Source organism: Picosynechococcus sp. NKBG042902 (assembly GCF_963864045.1).
GTDB lineage: Bacteria > Cyanobacteriota > Cyanobacteriia > Cyanobacteriales > MRBY01 > MRBY01.
The window spans coordinates 58,368-75,664 of sequence record NZ_CAWLTV010000071.1 but is presented as its reverse complement, the minus strand read 5'-3'; the positions used below and the strand labels follow the sequence as shown (position 1 = coordinate 75,664).

Below are 17,297 nucleotides of genomic sequence, written 5' to 3'. Positions count from 1 at the left end.
AGTTTAAGAATATTTCGCACAGTTCAAGATGAAACATCCCGAACCTCTTTCCCTACCTCCCCTTGCCCCCTACGAAGACCGTCTACTCCATGCCCTTGCTTTTTTTCGGACGGGCCGCGCCGTGGAAACCCAAGCTCACCATTGCCTATCCATGTACCTGCGCCAGGGGGAAGCGCGTGTGATGGGAGAAGTGGGCTTCTATGCCAAGTTGCTCAAGATCAGTCCCGATGAATTATTGGAATTGATCTATTGCAATCCAAGCCAAGCCCAAACGCTGTTAGCCGAATTTGGGGCGATCGCCCCCGTCGCAGAGGAAAATCATTCGGCATAATGGAAGAAAACCATTCCGTTGCGATGCATCGATGAGCGCACCCCAAGGGCCCGACACCTATCAAGTTGAAGATATCCAAGCCATTCTCCAATTGGCGATCGCCCGCCGGGATACCGATGGCGAACTGACCCGCAGCCAACTCGAAGAAATTGCTGCTGACCTGGGCATTCCCCAAACCGACCTCGTCGCTGCCGAACAGACTTGGCTCGACCTCAAGGTTGAAACCAGCAAAAAGCAAGAATTCAATTTATATCGCCGTCAACGCCTCAAAAACCGCGCGATCCGTTTTGGTATCGTCAACAGCTTCCTCGTTGGCCTGGATACCCTCGATACCGGACATCCTTCCTGGTCTCTGTATGTGCTGCTGCTGTGGGGGCTGTTTTTTACCCTACGCAGTTGGCGACTGTGGCAAACCAGCGGCACCGATTACGAAACAGAATTTCAGAAATGGGACCGCAAAATGCAACTCAAAGAATCTGTCCAAACCCTCTGGCAAAAAACCCAGGAATTCCTTAAGGGCATTTCTTAGGGCCACATTTAATCCAGTCATCATTGCTAACCCAAGCCCATGACCCAGATCCCTAAACCCATCGCGACTGAATTAGAGGATTTTTTACGTCAGAAAAATATCGAAGCTTCCCCTGCTTGGGAATTTCTGTTTGGGTCTGCAAAACAAAAGCCGATGCCGTCTCTGTTCCACTCCCGTCTCCAGCGCAATTTGGTAAACGCCATTAACCAGCAAACCATCCAGTATGAAGCGATTCAGGAATTGCGTTGTATTGTGCCGCCCCTGTCAACTGTGCCGGATATTGTGGTCGCCAAAACAGAGAGATTAACAGAAGATGGCCCATTACAGGGAGCACCGGACTGGCTAATTGAAATTCGCTCCCTCGACCAGAGCACCCTCGATCTCCAAAACAAAATTCTGCATTGTTTGGGGCAAGGAACAGAATTGGCTTGGTTAATAGATATTCAGCGGGAACGGGTTTGGGTTTGGGAACAGGATGAGCTACCCATTATTTACGCTGGCGATAACGTTTTACCGACTCTAGGGGACATCAAAAATCTGACGGTTGCAACAGTGATCGCCATGACCCAGCAGCGTTAAACCTGAATTTTCCCGTTAATTGTCGAGCCTCGTAATCCACTCTCTAAAGGATGACCGTGCCCCGTTGGTCAATGTCTAAAACATGGGCGATCGCCTTTACACCAATCGCTTCCCAAGCGGTTTGCATCGCCGTTGCGACTTTGGGGGCATTTTCTGGCGAAGCAAGGGCTAATAACGTCGGGCCAGCGCCACTGATCACCATGCCATAGGCCCCAGCGGCGATCGCAGCTTGTTGCACTGGGTCATAGCCTTTAATCAGATTTTTTCGGTAGGGCTGATGAATTTGATCATCCAAAGCCGCTGTTAAATATTCGGGATTATTTTGCGCTAACCCGTGGGGCAACAAACCCAACCGCGACGCATTAAAAATTGCTTGGGCTCGGGCGTACTGTTGGGGCAAAACGGCGCGGGCTTCTTCCGTGGACAGCTCAAAATCAGGGATCGCCACCACAGGCACCACATTTTTATGCCAAACCCAAGGGCAAATCACCCAATCCTGCTGATGTTTTACCGACAGTTGACAGCCCCCCAGTAGGGCAGGCACCACATTATCGGGGTGGCCCTCCATTTCGATGGCGAGGTTCATAATTTCCTGCTGGCTCAGAGGAGATCCGGCCAGGGCATTGGCTCCCACTAAGCCGCCCACAATTGCCGTCGCTGAACTGCCCAACCCACGGGACAAAGGCACTTTGAGATCAATGGCAATATTTACATGGGGAACGGGCTGGCCGAGGCTTGCAAACACTTTCGCAAAGGCACGGTAGAGCAAATTGTCGGCTGTGGCTTCGAGCTTCTGGGTTTCCACATCCGCACCGACGAGTTCGAGGCTGAAAAATGGCTCCCTTTCACCCGCAAGGCGAAATTGGAACTGGTTATGGAGACTAAGGGCAGCGCCTAAGCAGTCAAACCCAGCGCCAATATTGGCAGTGGTAGCAGGGACTTGGACGTGGATAGAGGTCATAAACTTTTTCAAAAAAACAAATCAAAGGCTAATGTCGGCCTTCAGCAGAATGACTTGATCGGCTGGAACGGCGATCGCCCCGAGGCCATTTTGATTGAGACGATTTAACAATTCGGTGATCCGGGCGGAATCTGCGGTGTGGGCCGCCAACAGATAACCGCGTCCCCCATAGGCGACCAGGCCAATATTTTGCCCCATTAAACGCTGCAACTGATTGGCGATCGCCAAATTCCCGCCGTATTCTACCAGCACCCCAAATCCCCCCCGGAGTCCTTGGGGTCGGAAGTTAGCTGGCCCTTGGGTTGCGGGGGGAGGCGTCGATTTTGTTTCTGCCTGGGGCTGGGCTGGGGGCAGAGCAACGTTACGGGTTGGTGTCTCGGTCGTTTCGACCACCAGATCGGGGGCGATCGCCGTTGCCATGGGGGGAATAGTCGGCGCTTGGCTGGTTTCTAGGGCCAAATCACTATCTACTGGGGTGATCACCATCAAGGGCAAACCCACCGCTTCCCCAAAATATTCAGCCCACTGGGTCGCGTTTTCGAGGCTCGTAAAGCCCCCGACCCGACTGAGAACGTTGCCGTCGTATTCACAAACCACTGCCTGTTGGTTTTCCGGGAGGGTTTGACTCACTTGATTGCGCACTTCCGCCTGGAGGGGTTGAGATGGGGTAAATACCAATACCAAAAACTCTGCGCCCCGGGGCGGCTGACATTGGGATAAACCCCGCTGGGCAACACTGGGGGGGACAAAGGCGATCGCCGCGATACTGCCGATATAAGCAGCACGCCCAAGCCTAATCAACGGTTGCCAGAAATTGCCCATCATAAGTTCACACGCCAGAAAGAATAGGGGAGTCTAAGCGGCTAGGGACTTGAGGGGCTCTGGAATTTCCTCAGAGGGAGCCTCAAATTCGCCGACGTAGATATACTCCAACCGTAATTTTAACCAAGTAATAAATTGCTTCTTCGTGGAGATGATCGCCACACAGGGTTTGGGGGTTTTTTCGCTCGCTTCTTTGAGGCTAGGAGCGTTGATAAAGGCCGGATTCTCCACTACCCAAAAATCCCGTTCTTTGCCTTGTTCTTCGTAGTGGCGGATGCGTTCTTTGATTACTTCTTCGAAGGGTTCTTCTTCAAAGAGAAATTTTTGGCTGGCCAGGGCAAAATGATAGGTCGTCATCACTTGTTCAATATAGAAAGATTTATAACTGTTTTTGTTCCAGTAAAGATACCCTACAATTGTCCCCACATGGCAAGCTTCATCTCCCGCACGGCCCGTTCTAGGCCCACCAACACAGCCCGGCTGATGATGGTATGCCCGATGTTTAACTCTTCCATGCCTTCGATACAAGCGACGGGGTAAACATTACGATAGGTTAAGCCATGGCCGGCGTTGACCCGTAACCCCAGGGCGATCGCCTGTTTTGCCCCAGTTTTGAGGGTCGCCAATTCTGCCTGCTGCTGCTCTGAGTCCTGGGCCTCGGCATATTTCCCCGTGTGCAACTCGATAAATTGCGCCCCGGTTTTCTGGGCCGCTTCGATTTGCTCTAGCTCAGCATCGATAAACCAACTGACGGGAATCCCGGCCCCCTGGAGTTGTTCAACCACTTCTTTGAATCGGGCAAAATTACCCACGATGTCGATCCCCCCTTCCGTGGTGATTTCCTCGCGTTTTTCGGGGACGAGGGTCACATAGTCAGGTTTGATGTCTAAGGCGATCGCCACCATTTCCGCCGTGGGGGCCATCTCTAAATTCAGGTGGGACTGCACCGTCTGCCGCAGGATTTTGACATCCCGGTCTTGGATATGGCGACGGTCTTCCCGGAGGTGTACCGTAATCCCGTCGGCTCCCCCTAGTTCTGCTAAGGTTGCCGCCGCCACTGGATCTGGTTCTACCGTGCGTCGCGCTTGGCGAATCGTCGCAACATGGTCAATATTCACACCGAGGGTCAGGCGAGGATTTGGGGAAACCATTAGGGAAAATAAGCTTAGAAGATAAAAAACTAAAAGCCCATTTTATCAGGGTTGCCAAAGGAGATGGAAGGGGCATTACGCAGAATTTGCAGGGGATTACCACGATCCCCCACTGGATCTCTGGGGGCGGCGATCGCCCTTAAATAAACGATTCCCAAATCTTAAAATGACGTCGGTGAAAATCAGACCTATGATGGATTCTGGGGAAAAAATCCCGAAAAAGTTTGAATTGTTACTTTTCGAGATCCCCCCTCCAGTCATACACTTGACACAGAGGTCAAAGGCAGTCGTGAGGTCTTTTTTGTGAAACGAGTCCTAGGAATCATACTTGGCGGCGGCGCAGGTACTCGCCTATATCCGCTAACAAAACTCAGAGCTAAGCCCGCAGTACCTCTAGCAGGCAAATATCGTCTCATTGATATTCCTGTTAGCAATTGCATTAATTCTGAAATTCATAAAATCTACGTTTTAACCCAATTTAATTCAGCATCTTTAAATCGTCACATTAGTCGAACCTACAACTTTACTGGCTTCACCGAAGGCTTTACCGAAGTACTCGCAGCCCAACAAACTAAAGAAAATCCCGATTGGTTCCAAGGCACCGCCGACGCTGTCCGACAGTACAGTTGGCTTCTAGAAGACTGGGATGTCGATGAATACATCATCCTCTCCGGTGATCACCTCTACCGTATGGATTACCGTGAATTTATCCAGCGCCACCGTGACACTGGGGCAGACATCACCCTGTCTGTGGTTCCCGTGGGCGAAAAAGTAGCCCCCGCCTTTGGGTTGATGAAAATTGATGCCAATGGTCGTGTCGTGGACTTTAGTGAAAAGCCCACCGGTGAAACCCTCAAGGCGATGCAGGTGGATACCCAGTCCTTGGGTCTCGATCCAGAGCAGGCGAAAGAAAAGCCCTACATTGCGTCGATGGGGATCTACGTCTTTAAGAAACAAGTACTCCTCGATCTACTCAAAGAAGGCAAAGATAAAACCGATTTCGGGAAAGAAATTATTCCTGATGCGGCCAAGGACTACAACGTTCAGGCCTATCTCTTTGATGATTATTGGGCTGACATTGGGACCATCGAAGCGTTCTATGAAGCAAACCTTGGCTTGACGAAGCAGCCGATCCCACCCTTTAGTTTCTATGACGAAAAGGCACCCATCTACACCCGGGCGCGCTACTTACCGCCGACGAAGGTGCTCAACGCTGACGTGACAGAATCGATGATCAGCGAAGGTTGCATCATTAAAAACTGCCGCATTCACCACTCAGTTCTTGGTATTCGCACCCGTGTCGAAGCGGATTGCACTATCGAAGATACGATGATCATGGGTGCAGATTATTATCAGCCCTATGAAAAGCGCCAGGATTGTCTCCGTCGTGGCAAGCCTCCCATTGGGATTGGTGAAGGGACAACGATTCGTCGGGCGATCGTCGATAAAAATGCACGCATCGGTAAAAACGTGATGATCGTCAATAAGGAAAATGTGGAGGAGTCAAACCGTGAGGAGCTTGGCTACTACATTCGCAGCGGCATTACAGTGGTGCTAAAGAACGCCGTTATTCCCGACGGTACGGTCATTTAAGATCTGTTGCGGCCCTTGTTTTAAAAATTCTTTTTAAATCACATTTTTTGTCTAGGCAATGTGCCCTGTCTCTCGGTGAGATGGGGGTTTTTTTGTGGACAGAGATAACCTTTGGCATTACTAAGTATCGAGAGACCAAGACCAGTGGTTTTGCTGGAGTCGTTGGGCAATGGTCGCTCCCCAGGCTTCTAATTGGACAGTAAATTCGGGCTGATCTAAACCCTTGCGCCACATGATCAGGGCGTCTTCTCCGGTGTCTTGGTAGTACCCTTTACGGCGTCCGGCCAGGGTAAAACCAAATTTTTCGTAAAGGGCGATCGCCCGCTGATTGGATTCTTTGACTTCGAGGGTCGCCCGTTCTAAACCCCGTAACCAAGCATCCCGGAGCAAACCCAACAAAATGAGTTGTCCCAAGCCCTGCCGTTGCACCTCCGGATGAACGGCCATGAGCGTAATGTGAGCTTCTTCGACAATCGCCCAGAGACAACCCAATCCCAATAATTTATTTGGATCATGGGGAGCCGGCACAATCAGCAAGGTACTATTTGGACTTTCTAGTTCCCGTAGATAACCATCCTTAGACCAAAGGCCACCAAAACATAATTGATCTAAAACCAATGCCTGGGGCAGTGTTTGTTCCGTCAAAGGCTGCACCGATAAAGCAACTGCACTCACAAATCTCACCACTCACTCATAAAAATACTTGAAAAGTTTATCAAATGCGAACAGCAGAAAAATTGAAAGACACCAGGTTAGGTCATTAAATTTTCATGTTCATGGTGGCGCCGAAAATAATCATCCATCATCCTCTCTCGGTAGCAAAGACAATTAGTTTATAAAAATTGTTTAACCGTTTTTTATTCATCCGTACAATGGCAGTAGATTTCACGCACAAACGATGCAAAAACAAAACACAACTCTCAAAGCAATCACTTTAAAAAGCATGGCAATTGCAGCTCTATGTGGTGCCTCTCTTGCGGGATTTAGCAATAATGCTGTGGCTCAGGAATTTAACGGTGGCTCTATGACCGTGTCTGAGGGCAGAAATGGCACAGAAATTATCATCAAAACCGATGACGGCAGCACCATTCGTGTTCGCGCCAGTAAAGGCGGTGGTAATAGCGTGAACAATACTTCGAGCAGCGGTGAGAGTACAACTACGGTAACCAATCGAGATGGTGATCAAACGACGGTTACCAATGCCAATGAAAATTTAGACAACAAATAGCTGCCATTTCCATAGCAAGGGTGATTATTTTTTCGGTATCCTTATTTACCTATGATTCTATTGAATCTAGTAAAAGATAACCACAAAGTAATTGCTTATGTTAACCGCAGCCTCCACTGACAATACAGGTCGGCAATATTTGCCCCAAAATCCAGATGGCCTGTCTCCCAACCAAGCGTTAATGCCCCTGACCAGCACCGTAAATGGCCAGGATCACTTAGTGGTGGGAGGCTGCGATGTGACTGAATTGGTCAAGCAATATGGTTCTCCGTTATATATCCTCGATGAATACACCCTGAGAACCACCTGCCGTCAATACCGCGACAGTTTCCAAAAATATTACGGTGGTGAATCCCTCGTGATTTATGCATCTAAGGCCTGGAGCTGCATGGCCATCTGCGCCATTGTTGACAGTGAAGGGTTAGGCTTCGATGTGGTTTCTGGGGGAGAACTCTACACAACCCTCAAAGCTGGAGTCAGCCCGCAAAAAATTTACTTCCATGGCAACAACAAATCCCGCGAGGAACTGAATTTTGCCCTCGACCAAGGGGTGACGATCATTGTTGACAATTTCTTTGAGTTGGAATTGCTCAAGGCACTCACGGGCGATCGCCAAACAACGGCCAAGATTATTTTGCGCCTCACCCCCGGCATCGAGTGCCACACCCACGAATATATCCGGACGGGGCATTTAGATAGTAAATTTGGCTTTGACCCGAACCAAATTGAAGCAGCCTTTGCCCTGGTGAGCCAGGCTGAATTTTTAAACTGTATTGGTCTTCATGCCCACATTGGGTCGCAAATTTTTGAACAACAACCCCACAAAGATCTCGGTGATGTCCTCGCTGGTTGGTACAAAAAAGCCGCTGACTATGGCCTAAACCCAGAAATTCTCAACCTTGGCGGCGGTTTAGGGATTCGTTATACCGAATCCGATGATCCTCCCAGCATTGAAGCCTGGTCGCAAAATGTTGCCCAGTCCCTCGAAGCAGCCTGCCGGAGCCATGGGATTCCGTTACCGAAATTAATCGTAGAGCCGGGTCGTTCTCTCGTCGGTAGTGCCTGTGTTACCGCTTACACCGTTGGGAGTCGTAAGGTTGTACCAGAAATTCGTACCTATGTTTCTGTGGATGGCGGCATGTCTGATAATCCCCGTCCGATTACCTACCAATCTCTGTACCGGGCGGTCATTGCTAATCGCCTGTCGGCCCCCTGCGAGGAAACAGTCACGGTAGCGGGTAAACATTGTGAGTCGGGGGATGTGGTGATCAAGGATGCCCAACTGCCCACGCCCCAACCGGGGGATATCCTCGTGGTGCTGGCGACGGGAGCCTATAACTACAGTATGGCCTCGAATTACAATCGCATCGGTCGCCCGGCAGCCGTACTGGTGAATGAAGGGGATGCCCAACTGATTATCCGTCGGGAAACCTTGGAGGATTTAGTGCGTCAAGATTGTTTACCGGAGCGGCTACGTCAAGGCTGATCTCTTTTCATTGGTTAAACATTTTGGGGAACGGGGTAGATGGGGTAGCCACATTGAGGCGATCGCCGACCCCGTTTTTCTTTGCCCAAGGTTACCCCCGCCATGACATGATAGAGTCTGATGGCAAGTTGTTGGTTGTGCTGGAGTAGCGGTAATAGAGGATGCCAGATTGGCTGTTTGACATTGCGGATATTGCGCTGACATTGTTCTTAGTGTATGTGGCGGTTTTTGCCATTCGAGACCGACGAACCCTCTGGGTGATGCGGGGATTTTTGCTGTTGATGATTGCTGATAAGGCAGCAGAAATATATCAATTTGAATATGCGGCGGCTCTCCTCGATAAATTACTGTTGATCTCTGCGGTGGCGATCGCCCTAGTCTACCAAACCCAACTGAAGCGCCTATTAGAGAAATTAGGCCAAGGTAAAATCATGGAATTGCTCCGGCCCGTCGAGGCGCGGAATACGAACTCCGAAAATACCGTGCTCGACCGGATTGTTGAATCGGTTAAAGAACTCTCCCAATCCCGTACCGGAGCGCTAATTCTCATTGAAACCACTGCCATTCCCATCGATAAAAAAGGCATTGCCCAGCCCGGAGTCCCCATCGATGCAGAGGTCTCTAAGGAACTGCTCCAATCGATTTTCTACGACAAAAATCCCCTCCACGATGGCGCGATCTTGATCCGCGACTCCCGGGTGGTGGCCGCAAAGGTCTTCTTCCATTTGTCCGAAAAATCCGGCTTCCGTCAGTTAGGCACCCGTCACCTGGCCGCCCGCAGCATCACAGAACAAGCTGAAAACTGTGTCTGTGTGGTGGTTTCCGAAGAAACGGGTTCCATTTCCCTCGCAGACCGGGGGAACCTGAATCGCCCCCTCACCAGCAATGAACTCAAAGAACTGCTCTCGGAATATTTCACCACCGGCGATCGCGAATCTGTAACGCCGTCCCTAGGTGACCTGGGTCGTCGGCTAAAATCTCAAGGGGAAGATTTACTCAAGTTTCTTCGGCAACTGAATCTCCCTTTCACCCACAAAGATTAACCTTTGACTGTAACTATGGTTCATCCTTTGCCCGCTGACCTCGATCCCCAAAAGCTTCCCAAACACATCGCTGTCATCATGGATGGGAATGGTCGTTGGGGCCAACAGCGCGGTTTACCTAGAATTATGGGTCACCAAAAAGGGGTAGACACAATCCGCAATATGCTCACCTACTGCCAGGACTGGGGCATCCATGCCCTCACGGTCTATGCGTTCTCCACCGAAAACTGGCGGCGTCCCCCCACCGAGGTGGAATTTTTGATGACCTTGTTTGAAAAGGTGCTGCGGCGAGAAATTAAAATTTGGGCGGCCAAAGGGATTCAAATTCGCTTTGTGGGGGATCTGACCTCCTTACCCTATTCCCTCCAGGCGGAAATTCAACGCTCCGTCATTCAAACCCAGCACAATAATGGCATTCAATTTACCGTTGCCACCAACTACGGCGGCCGCCAAGAATTAGTCCAAGCCTGTCGGGCGATCGCCACCAAAGTTGCTGCCGGGGAACTGCGACCCAGCGATATCAACGAAACCCTGATCAACGATCACCTTTATACCCACGGCATCCCTGATCCCGATCTCTTGATCCGCACCAGCGGTGAAATGCGCCTGAGTAATTTTTTGTTGTGGCAAATGGCCTATAGCGAAATTTATGTCACCCCTACCCTCTGGCCCGATTTTGACAAAACCGAACTCCACCGCGCCCTCTTGGCTTTTCAACAACGGGAACGTCGCTTCGGTAAAGCCACCGTTTAATCCCCTGAACAATGTCATAAAATCGTCATGCAGTTATCTAAGGCTGGGCTTCGGGTATTGTTTAAAAAAATTGCGCCAAGGAGTTGACATATACAATTTCTGACTTTATATTATTAAAAGTGACCTAAACCACTTGGGACTGTAGTTCAGCTGGTTAGAATGCCTGCCTGTCACGCAGGAGGTCGCGGGTTCGAGTCCCGTCAGTCCCGTACAGTAAAGAAGAATATAATCCGTCCTTGGGTGTGGATGCAGATATTGCAACACAATGCGGTAAATAGCTCTAGCCAGGAATAGTGATGTACTGGTAGGCTGATATCAGAATTTCAAAGGCAGTGAACTAGGATGGCATGGCGTCGGCGTGATTTTTTACAAGCTTTGGGGTTGACCTGTGGTGCCCTGGGGTTTTCTTCGTTTTTACGGCCATCTGATCTCAAACAATCTGCCCAGGCTCTCAGTCAATTTCGGGGTCGCAAGATCGCGTTGCTCATCGGCATCGATCAATATGGTCAAGGGCCTAATTTGGGGGGGTGTCAGCAGGATCTAAAAATCCAGAAACATTTGCTGGAATCACGTTTTGGTTTTGCGGCGACGGACATCGTCACTCTCCGTAATGATCAAGCCAGTGGCAGCGGTATTTTTACAACGTTTCAAACAGACCTGAAGACAAAAGTGAAACCGGAGGATCTGGTTTTTGTGCATTTCAGCGGCTATGGTACTCGCTTAGTCACAGACCCAACGGATCCAGAACCAATACCAGCCCTGGTGCTCCCGGGGAAATCTGGCCCTGAGGCGATCGCCCTGAGCACCTTCCAAGCCTTAATCCAAGATCTCAATCCGGCCCAAGGAATTCTCGTCTTGGATACCAGTTTTGATCCTGGCTCCCGACCTCCGGCCCCCTATTGGCGACCCCGCACTTATCCGGATGAAACGGCGATCGCCCCCGTTGTTGCCCCCGAAACCACCACTGTCAAATCAAATTCTAGTTTTGCGTTGGGGCGATCAGCTTTGATTCAACTGTGGGCTGCCACCGAGGGCATTACCCCAGAAGTGCAAATTAATGGTGTGATGACGGGACTATTTACGGCGGCCCTTGGGCAATATCTCTCCGCCTATGACCCGATGGTCACCGTCACTACGGCCCAGACGAACCTTACTGTGCGTTTACCCAAGGATGAGACGCAACCGGCAACAATGACCTTTTTGGGTACTAAGACCGCGCCCCTCTATGGCACCCTCCCCAGCGATACGCTGCCAGCGACGGGTCAGATTTTTAGCCAAAATCCCACGGGGTTAGAAGTCTATTTGGGGGGCTTTGAACCGGAAATTTTGCAGGCGATCGCCCCCGGTAGTGAATTGACAATTCGTACCGAAACAGCGCCGATTCTCCAACTCAGCGGCAAAGCAGGGGTTTTCGGCCAAGGGAAATCTTCTACGCCGAATGTCACCGTTGGCACAGCAATCCAAGAAACGAAACGCCATCTGCCCCGCAACCTCGCTTTAAAAATTGCCCTGGCTGAGGATCTCAGTCGCATCGAACGGGTGGATGCCACCAGTGCTTTTGCAAGTCTGACCAACATCGCCAGCGTCAGTAACCCCCAAGATTGGGTAGATTATGTTTTTGATGAAGCCTATCAATTGACCACTGTCCCTGGCAAAATTGTCCCCGGTGTGGTGCCAGCCAGCGATACCAACGAAGCGATCAAATCTTCAGTCAATCGACTTCTACCCCGCCTAGAACAATTATTAGCCTTAAAATGGCTCCGGTTGTTGGTCAATGAAACCAGCACCCAACTACCTTTGAAAGTAACGGTCCAGCGTTTGGATCGTTTTTCGACCCTGCTGACGGCAAAAACAACACCCTTTAGCCTGGGGCAGTCGAAGAGCAATCCTAATCCTCAACCGACGTTTACGGTGGGAGAAAAGGGGCAATATCAGTTGGAAAATACGGGGACACAACCTCTATTTTGTCTAGGTTTTGCCCAAAGCCCGAAACAAGAATTACTGCTCCTGACCGCCAAAGAAGGTCTCAAGATCCCCCCAGAAACCGCAACCAGTCCCCTAGAATTGACGGCGCTACGTCCCTTGGGAGTGTGGACAATTTATTGGGTCATTGGCGATCGCCCCTTTGAAAATTTCCAAGACCAGGCCACCCAACTTTTTGGGGATTTAGAGACCATTCCCCAGAAGCTAGAAAAATCCCTGCCCCTTATCCAAGGCCTCCTCAGCGATTTGCAAGCGGTTCCCCCAGAAGGCACAGAACCCAATAAAGAAAATTATGTTTTTTCCACGACCCAGTGGGCGGGTTTGCGCTTTACCTACACCGTTGTGGAAACGGAGGCGTCATCCTAATCTTAGCGCTTGGCATAATTAAAAAAATCAAATCAAACAATAAAAAACCCCAAGACAAAACCCTGGGGTCAAAAATTATTGTTTTTTAAGTTGAAGGATTGGGTCTTGGTGTGAGTATTTTCCGCAGCCCAAACTCACCAGATGAATGATTTTTATTTTGAATTAAAGGCCGGGGAGGTTGAGGCCACTGGTTAGCTCTTCCATCCGGGTGCGCATGGTTTCGGTGGATTTGGTATAGGCATCGGTCAGTGCTTCAGAAACGGCAGCCGAAAGTTCCTCTGCGCCCTTGGCGATCGCCTCTGGGGAAATTTCTACGCCCCGCGGTTCCTGGTTGCCGCTGAGAATCACTTTTACAGAACCGTCGGCATTGGTACCTTCAATGTCCATCGCTTCGAGTTCTTCTTGGAGTTTTTTCGCCCCTTCCTGTACCTTTTGGGCTTGCTGGAATGCGGCGGCCAGCTCTTTCATTTTCCCGAGTCCAAATCCTTGTGGCATAGTCTTTACAAAATAATAATGTTCGTGATTGTCTCGTCTAGATTAGACCCCTAGGGCATCTAATCCGTAACCTATCTTAATATCTCCCGGCACCATTTGACGTTTTCAGGGGAGTTTCTGCCGGGGCCTAGGAAAAATCCCCCAGAATTTTCACTTCGGGTTTGAGTAAAACCTGCCAGCTCTGCTCCACCTGGGCTTGGACGTGTTGAATTAGCTGAAAAATGTCCATGGCCTTCGCCCCACCACAATTGACAATAAAATTAGCATGGCGTTCGGCCACCTGGGCTCCGCCAATTTGATACCCTTTCAATCCTGTTTGTTCAATTAAATGGCCCGCCGCTTGGGGATAGGGATTGCGGAAAACACTGCCACAACTGGGTAAATGGTAAGGCTGGGTGGATTTGCGCATCCGAAGATTCCGATTGGTTTCCGCCCGTACCGCTGCTTTATCAAAACCGGGTTCTAGTTGAAAAGCCGCTTCGAGCACCAGGCGATCGCTCCCTTGGAGATTAGACGTGCGGTAACGGTAATCGAGATCCGTCGGTTGGAGTTGATGGATTGTCCCGTCGGGATCAAGCACCTTGAGCCACAACAACTGATCGGCAACACAACCCTGGTGAGCGCCGGCATTCATCACCACACTCCCACCAACACTCCCCGGAATGCCCACGGCCCACTCCAAACCTTTCCAACCCCGTTTCGCTGCATTCCAAGCAAGGCGAGCAATGGGTTCCCCCGCACTGGCTACGAGAATACCGTCGTCTTCTTGGGCATGGTAATAGCGCAATTTTTTTGTGTTGATGGTGAGGCCAGGAATGCCTTTATCACTAATCAAAAGGTTAGAACCGGCCCCCAGAATAGTGAGGGGAAATCCCGATAAATGCTTGAGATACCATTCAAAACAAGCTTCTGTTTCTGTCAGATTGCTGGGTTCTGCATAAAATTCTGCCTGTCCCCCAACCCGAAAGGAGGTGTAGTGAGCCAAGGGAACTTGGGCTTGAATCAGGCTAGTGCCGTCACCTAGGGTTGTCGCAGGAGCAGCAATCTGGGAACGGGAGGGGGAGCAAACCATAGCGTATTTCCGGGTCTAGGGGGCAAAGGTCAAAAGCGCTTAGTCTGGGGCAGAACATTGGGTCAACGGCGCTTGGGGCAGCGCAGGGTCGCCATTGGCAGACAGTTGAGCCAAGAGGCTTGGGATAGTTTGGTTGAGATTCCCGGCTCCCAGAAACAGTACCAGATCCCCCGTTTGCAGTTGCGGTGCTAACCATGTGGGTAGGCTTTGGAGGTCTGGGTAATAGGCAACGTCACCATCTTGTTGATGGGCGATCGCCTGCTGTAGGGCTTCACCTGTAAGGTTATCTACATTTTTCTCCCCTGCGCTATAAATATCAGTAATTATGGTCACATCTGCGTTTTTGAAAGCTTTTGCAAATTCATCAAAGAAAGCTTGGGTACGGCTGTACCGATGGGGTTGAAAGATTGCCACAACGCGCCGCCCTTGACCAGCCCGGAGCCGAGCAGCCTGGAGAGTCACTTCAATTTCACTGGGGTGGTGGGCGTAGTCATCAATGAGGGTAATGCCCTGGTATTGACCGCGAATTTCAAACCGTCGCTTTGCCCCTTGAAAGGAAGCTAAAGCCTCGGCAATGGGCTCAAAGGGCACACCACAGCACCGGGCGGCGGCGATCGCCCCCAGGGCATTGCTCAGGTTGTGGGCACCCAGTAGGGCTAGATTAATTTCTCCGAGGCGATCGCCCCGTTCCCAAATGGTTGCCCGGGTCGAAGTGGCACCGTAGTGAATATCCGTCGCCCAATAATCAGCTTGTTCAAGATTCTGTAACCCATAGCCCACCTGATAGGGCACGACCCCCGTGGCGATGGTGGGACAGTCCACGCAGGCAATCAGGCGATCGCACTGCTGGGCAAAGGTTTGAAAAATTTCTACCACCTGATCCAGCGATTGATAATGATCCGGGTGATCCAATTCAATATTTGTGACAACCCCTAACTGGGGACGGAGCTTTACCAAGGTACCGTCCGATTCATCTGCCTCAGCTACCAAATAATTGCCCTGGCCGAGGCGAGCATTGCCATCCCAAGCATCCACTTCGCCCCCGACAATGATAGTCGGGTCAACGCCGGCCACCAGGAAAATATAGCCGATTAAACTACTGGTTGTTGTTTTGCCGTGGGTTCCCCCTACCGCCACACTGTCATATTCGGCGACGAGGGCAGACAAAACATCAGACCGATGAAAAATATGACAGCCTAGGGACTGTGCCGCTTGAAATTCTGGATTTTCTTGACCAATGGCCGTTGAGCAAATGACCTGGGGTAAACCGTTGTGATGTTCAATGGCATCGGACTCCCCCCCAAAGGCCTGTAAATTTTCTTTGACTTGCTGACTGAAAATATGGGCACCCACTGCCGCCAAGCGTTCTGTAATGTGACTGGTGCGTTGGTCAGAGCCAGAGACGGGTAATTTTTTTTGGGCCAAGACGTAGGCAAGGGCAGACATCCCAATCCCGCCAATGCCAATGAAATGGAATGGCTTTCCGTTTAGATCTACTGCTTTCAAAGATCCCTCCCCTCACACGTTCTATCGCTGGTATGGGTAACGATAGATAACAGAACACATTTAAGTATGCAATATTACCGGACATTTACAAGTAAATCATTCCGCAGAAACATCCCTTGGGGCGATCGCCTTTTGGGGTCTAGCCAATCGATCTAGAGGCGTAGCACCGAAGTCTTAATTCCCAAATCAATTCGGCAGTTTCCCGAAATTCGGGGATCGAATTGTGCAGTCTTTGATATGATTGGGGTCATCAAATGAAAACTTTTATTGCAATTTAATCTTTAATAGAGGGCAAGACGCGGTGATTAGAGTAGCGATTAATGGATTTGGACGTATTGGACGCAACTTCTTGAGATGTTGGGCTGGTCGCGAAAACAGCCAACTCCAAGTCGTTGGGATCAATGCGACCACCGATACCAAAAGTAATGCCCACATGCTTCGTTATGACACGATGCTGGGTAAATTTGATGGCGAAATCGATTATGACGCCAACTCTCTGACTGTCAACGGCAACGTAATCAAATGCTGTTCCGACAGAAACCCCCTCAACCTCCCTTGGAAAGAGTGGGGCGTCGATTTGGTGATCGAATCTACCGGTGTATTCAACACCGAAGAAGGATCTTCTAAGCACATTACAGCTGGTGCACAAAAAGTATTGATCACAGCCCCTGGTAAAGGCGGCCATATCGGCACCTATGTAGTTGGTGTAAACGCCGATCAGTATGGCCACGACAAACAAAATGTCATCAGTAATGCCAGCTGTACAACCAACTGCCTCGCCCCCATTGTTAAAGTACTCAATGATCGTTTTGGGATCGTCAAAGGGACGATGACCACCGTCCACAGTTACACTGGCGACCAACGTATTCTCGACAATAGCCACCGGGATCTCCGTCGGGCGCGGGCAGCCGCAGAAAATATTGTGCCGACTTCTACTGGCGCAGCTAAAGCCGTTGCCTTAGTTATTCCCGAAATGAAGGGTAAGCTCAACGGCATCGCCATGCGGGTACCGACCCCCAACGTCTCCGTAGTTGACCTGGTTGCCCAAGTAGCGAAGCCCACCATTGCTGAGGAAGTTAACCAAGTTCTGAAAGAAGCTTCTGAAACCTACATGAAAGGGATTTTGGCTTACACCGAAGAACCCCTCGTCTCCTGTGACTTCCGGGGAACTGATGTTTCTTCCACCATTGACGGTAGCCTCACCCTCGCCATGGACGGTGACCTAATTAAAGTTGTGGCTTGGTACGACAACGAGTGGGGTTATTCTCAACGGGTTGTTGACCTCGCAGAAATCGTTGCTCAAAACTGGCAAGGGTAATTTTCCAAAACGATATGCGCCATGTCTGATCTGACATTGATGTTGAACTGGGATTTGATATTTAGTCAGGTAGGGCAAGTT

At 50.4% G+C, this 17,297-nt stretch carries 18 protein-coding genes and 1 tRNA gene; 11 read left to right on the top strand and 8 right to left on the bottom strand.

The features are described 5' to 3' along the window. The first annotated feature begins 28 nt into the window (after positions 1–28). The 3 genes from AACR41_RS09895 to AACR41_RS09885 are packed head-to-tail and all read left to right on the top strand — an operon-like array spanning position 29 to position 1,439. A complete protein-coding gene (locus AACR41_RS09895) occupies positions 29–331 on the top strand; it encodes a hypothetical protein (RefSeq protein ID WP_030006757.1) in 303 nt (100 codons plus the stop codon). 31 nt (positions 332–362) lie between these two features. Further along, positions 363–860 (top strand): 2TM domain-containing protein, encoded by a 498-nt coding sequence (locus tag AACR41_RS09890; RefSeq protein ID WP_012305729.1) that lies wholly within the window; start codon positions 363–365, stop codon positions 858–860. A 39-nt stretch (positions 861–899) separates the two neighbouring features. Then, entirely contained in the window at positions 900–1,439 is a 540-nt protein-coding gene (locus AACR41_RS09885) for a Uma2 family endonuclease (RefSeq protein ID WP_030006756.1), read from the top strand. Between the two features lie 43 nt (positions 1,440–1,482). Here AACR41_RS09885 and thrB read toward each other — a convergent pair whose 3' ends face one another. Genes thrB through AACR41_RS09865 form a run of 4 tightly spaced genes read right to left on the bottom strand, consistent with a single transcriptional unit; the run spans position 1,483 to position 4,373 of the window. Further along, complete coding sequence (thrB, locus tag AACR41_RS09880; RefSeq protein ID WP_030006755.1) at positions 1,483–2,400, bottom strand: homoserine kinase; 918 nt, start codon at positions 2,398–2,400, stop codon at positions 1,483–1,485. Between the two features lie 21 nt (positions 2,401–2,421). Beyond that, entirely contained in the window at positions 2,422–3,225 is an 804-nt protein-coding gene (locus AACR41_RS09875; protein ID WP_152550987.1) for a hypothetical protein, read from the bottom strand. Between the two features lie 30 nt (positions 3,226–3,255). Next, complete coding sequence (locus AACR41_RS09870) at positions 3,256–3,579, bottom strand: MgPME-cyclase complex family protein (protein WP_030006753.1); 324 nt, start codon at positions 3,577–3,579, stop codon at positions 3,256–3,258. Positions 3,580–3,632: 53 nt separating this feature from the next. Further along, complete coding sequence (locus AACR41_RS09865; RefSeq protein WP_030006752.1) at positions 3,633–4,373, bottom strand: pyridoxine 5'-phosphate synthase; 741 nt, start codon at positions 4,371–4,373, stop codon at positions 3,633–3,635. A 303-nt stretch (positions 4,374–4,676) separates the two neighbouring features. On the opposite strand from AACR41_RS09865, the gene AACR41_RS09860 reads away from it, so the two are divergent. Next, positions 4,677–5,966 (top strand): glucose-1-phosphate adenylyltransferase, encoded by a 1,290-nt coding sequence (locus AACR41_RS09860; RefSeq protein WP_030006751.1) that lies wholly within the window; start codon positions 4,677–4,679, stop codon positions 5,964–5,966. A gap of 120 nt (positions 5,967–6,086) precedes the next feature. On the opposite strand, the gene rimI is transcribed toward AACR41_RS09860, so the two are convergent. Beyond that, a complete protein-coding gene (gene rimI, locus AACR41_RS09855) occupies positions 6,087–6,641 on the bottom strand; it encodes a ribosomal protein S18-alanine N-acetyltransferase (RefSeq protein ID WP_030006750.1) in 555 nt (184 codons plus the stop codon). A gap of 223 nt (positions 6,642–6,864) precedes the next feature. Between rimI and AACR41_RS09850 the strand changes: the two genes are divergently transcribed. From AACR41_RS09850 to AACR41_RS09825, 6 genes are all read left to right on the top strand, one after another. Continuing rightward, positions 6,865–7,194 carry a hypothetical protein gene (locus tag AACR41_RS09850; protein WP_030006749.1) on the top strand — a complete coding sequence of 110 codons (330 nt, stop codon included), beginning with the start codon at positions 6,865–6,867 and terminating at the stop codon, positions 7,192–7,194. Between the two features lie 97 nt (positions 7,195–7,291). Then, complete coding sequence (lysA, locus tag AACR41_RS09845; RefSeq protein ID WP_030006748.1) at positions 7,292–8,680, top strand: diaminopimelate decarboxylase; 1,389 nt, start codon at positions 7,292–7,294, stop codon at positions 8,678–8,680. Between the two features lie 161 nt (positions 8,681–8,841). Further along, on the top strand, positions 8,842–9,723 hold the full coding sequence (gene cdaA / locus AACR41_RS09840; protein WP_012305738.1) for a diadenylate cyclase CdaA: 882 nt from the start codon (positions 8,842–8,844) through the stop codon (positions 9,721–9,723). Between the two features lie 15 nt (positions 9,724–9,738). Further along, the gene (locus AACR41_RS09835; protein WP_012305739.1) at positions 9,739–10,476 is read left to right on the top strand and encodes an isoprenyl transferase; all 738 of its coding nucleotides are present in this window, start codon (positions 9,739–9,741) and stop codon (positions 10,474–10,476) included. Between the two features lie 135 nt (positions 10,477–10,611). Next, positions 10,612–10,685, top strand: a tRNA-Asp gene (locus AACR41_RS09830). A gap of 133 nt (positions 10,686–10,818) precedes the next feature. After that, a complete protein-coding gene (locus AACR41_RS09825) occupies positions 10,819–12,825 on the top strand; it encodes a caspase family protein (RefSeq protein WP_030006746.1) in 2,007 nt (668 codons plus the stop codon). A 162-nt stretch (positions 12,826–12,987) separates the two neighbouring features. Here AACR41_RS09825 and AACR41_RS09820 read toward each other — a convergent pair whose 3' ends face one another. The 3 genes from AACR41_RS09820 to murC form a co-directional block, all read right to left on the bottom strand. Then, positions 12,988–13,320, bottom strand: coding sequence for a YbaB/EbfC family nucleoid-associated protein (locus AACR41_RS09820; RefSeq protein WP_012305742.1), 333 nt, complete (start codon positions 13,318–13,320; stop codon positions 12,988–12,990). A 127-nt stretch (positions 13,321–13,447) separates the two neighbouring features. Next, the gene (gene murB / locus AACR41_RS09815; RefSeq protein ID WP_030006745.1) at positions 13,448–14,392 is read right to left on the bottom strand and encodes a UDP-N-acetylmuramate dehydrogenase; all 945 of its coding nucleotides are present in this window, start codon (positions 14,390–14,392) and stop codon (positions 13,448–13,450) included. Between the two features lie 39 nt (positions 14,393–14,431). Further along, the gene (gene murC / locus AACR41_RS09810) at positions 14,432–15,898 is read right to left on the bottom strand and encodes a UDP-N-acetylmuramate--L-alanine ligase (RefSeq protein WP_030006744.1); all 1,467 of its coding nucleotides are present in this window, start codon (positions 15,896–15,898) and stop codon (positions 14,432–14,434) included. Positions 15,899–16,199: 301 nt separating this feature from the next. Here murC and AACR41_RS09805 point away from each other — a divergent pair, with 301 nt between their 5' ends. Continuing rightward, complete coding sequence (locus tag AACR41_RS09805) at positions 16,200–17,216, top strand: type I glyceraldehyde-3-phosphate dehydrogenase (RefSeq protein ID WP_012305745.1); 1,017 nt, start codon at positions 16,200–16,202, stop codon at positions 17,214–17,216. The last annotated feature ends 81 nt before the right edge of the window (positions 17,217–17,297 follow it).

Excerpts from the sequence above, each read along its gene's own strand:
- cdaA (WP_012305738.1), top strand. The coding sequence starts at position 8,842 with ATGCCAGATTGGCTGTTTGACATTGCGGATATTGCGCTGACATTGTTC.
- AACR41_RS09890 (WP_012305729.1), top strand. The coding sequence starts at position 363 with ATGAGCGCACCCCAAGGGCCCGACACCTATCAAGTTGAAGATATCCAA.
- AACR41_RS09850 (WP_030006749.1), top strand. The coding sequence starts at position 6,865 with ATGCAAAAACAAAACACAACTCTCAAAGCAATCACTTTAAAAAGCATG.
- AACR41_RS09870 (WP_030006753.1), bottom strand. The coding sequence starts at position 3,579 with ATGACGACCTATCATTTTGCCCTGGCCAGCCAAAAATTTCTCTTTGAA.
- AACR41_RS09825 (WP_030006746.1), top strand. The coding sequence starts at position 10,819 with ATGGCATGGCGTCGGCGTGATTTTTTACAAGCTTTGGGGTTGACCTGT.
- murB (WP_030006745.1), bottom strand. The coding sequence starts at position 14,392 with ATGGTTTGCTCCCCCTCCCGTTCCCAGATTGCTGCTCCTGCGACAACC.
- lysA (WP_030006748.1), top strand. The coding sequence starts at position 7,292 with ATGTTAACCGCAGCCTCCACTGACAATACAGGTCGGCAATATTTGCCC.
- AACR41_RS09885 (WP_030006756.1), top strand. The coding sequence starts at position 900 with ATGACCCAGATCCCTAAACCCATCGCGACTGAATTAGAGGATTTTTTA.
- AACR41_RS09895 (WP_030006757.1), top strand. The coding sequence starts at position 29 with ATGAAACATCCCGAACCTCTTTCCCTACCTCCCCTTGCCCCCTACGAA.
- thrB (WP_030006755.1), bottom strand. The coding sequence starts at position 2,400 with ATGACCTCTATCCACGTCCAAGTCCCTGCTACCACTGCCAATATTGGC.
- AACR41_RS09835 (WP_012305739.1), top strand. The coding sequence starts at position 9,739 with ATGGTTCATCCTTTGCCCGCTGACCTCGATCCCCAAAAGCTTCCCAAA.
- AACR41_RS09865 (WP_030006752.1), bottom strand. The coding sequence starts at position 4,373 with ATGGTTTCCCCAAATCCTCGCCTGACCCTCGGTGTGAATATTGACCAT.
- AACR41_RS09820 (WP_012305742.1), bottom strand. The coding sequence starts at position 13,320 with ATGCCACAAGGATTTGGACTCGGGAAAATGAAAGAGCTGGCCGCCGCA.
- AACR41_RS09875 (WP_152550987.1), bottom strand. The coding sequence starts at position 3,225 with ATGATGGGCAATTTCTGGCAACCGTTGATTAGGCTTGGGCGTGCTGCT.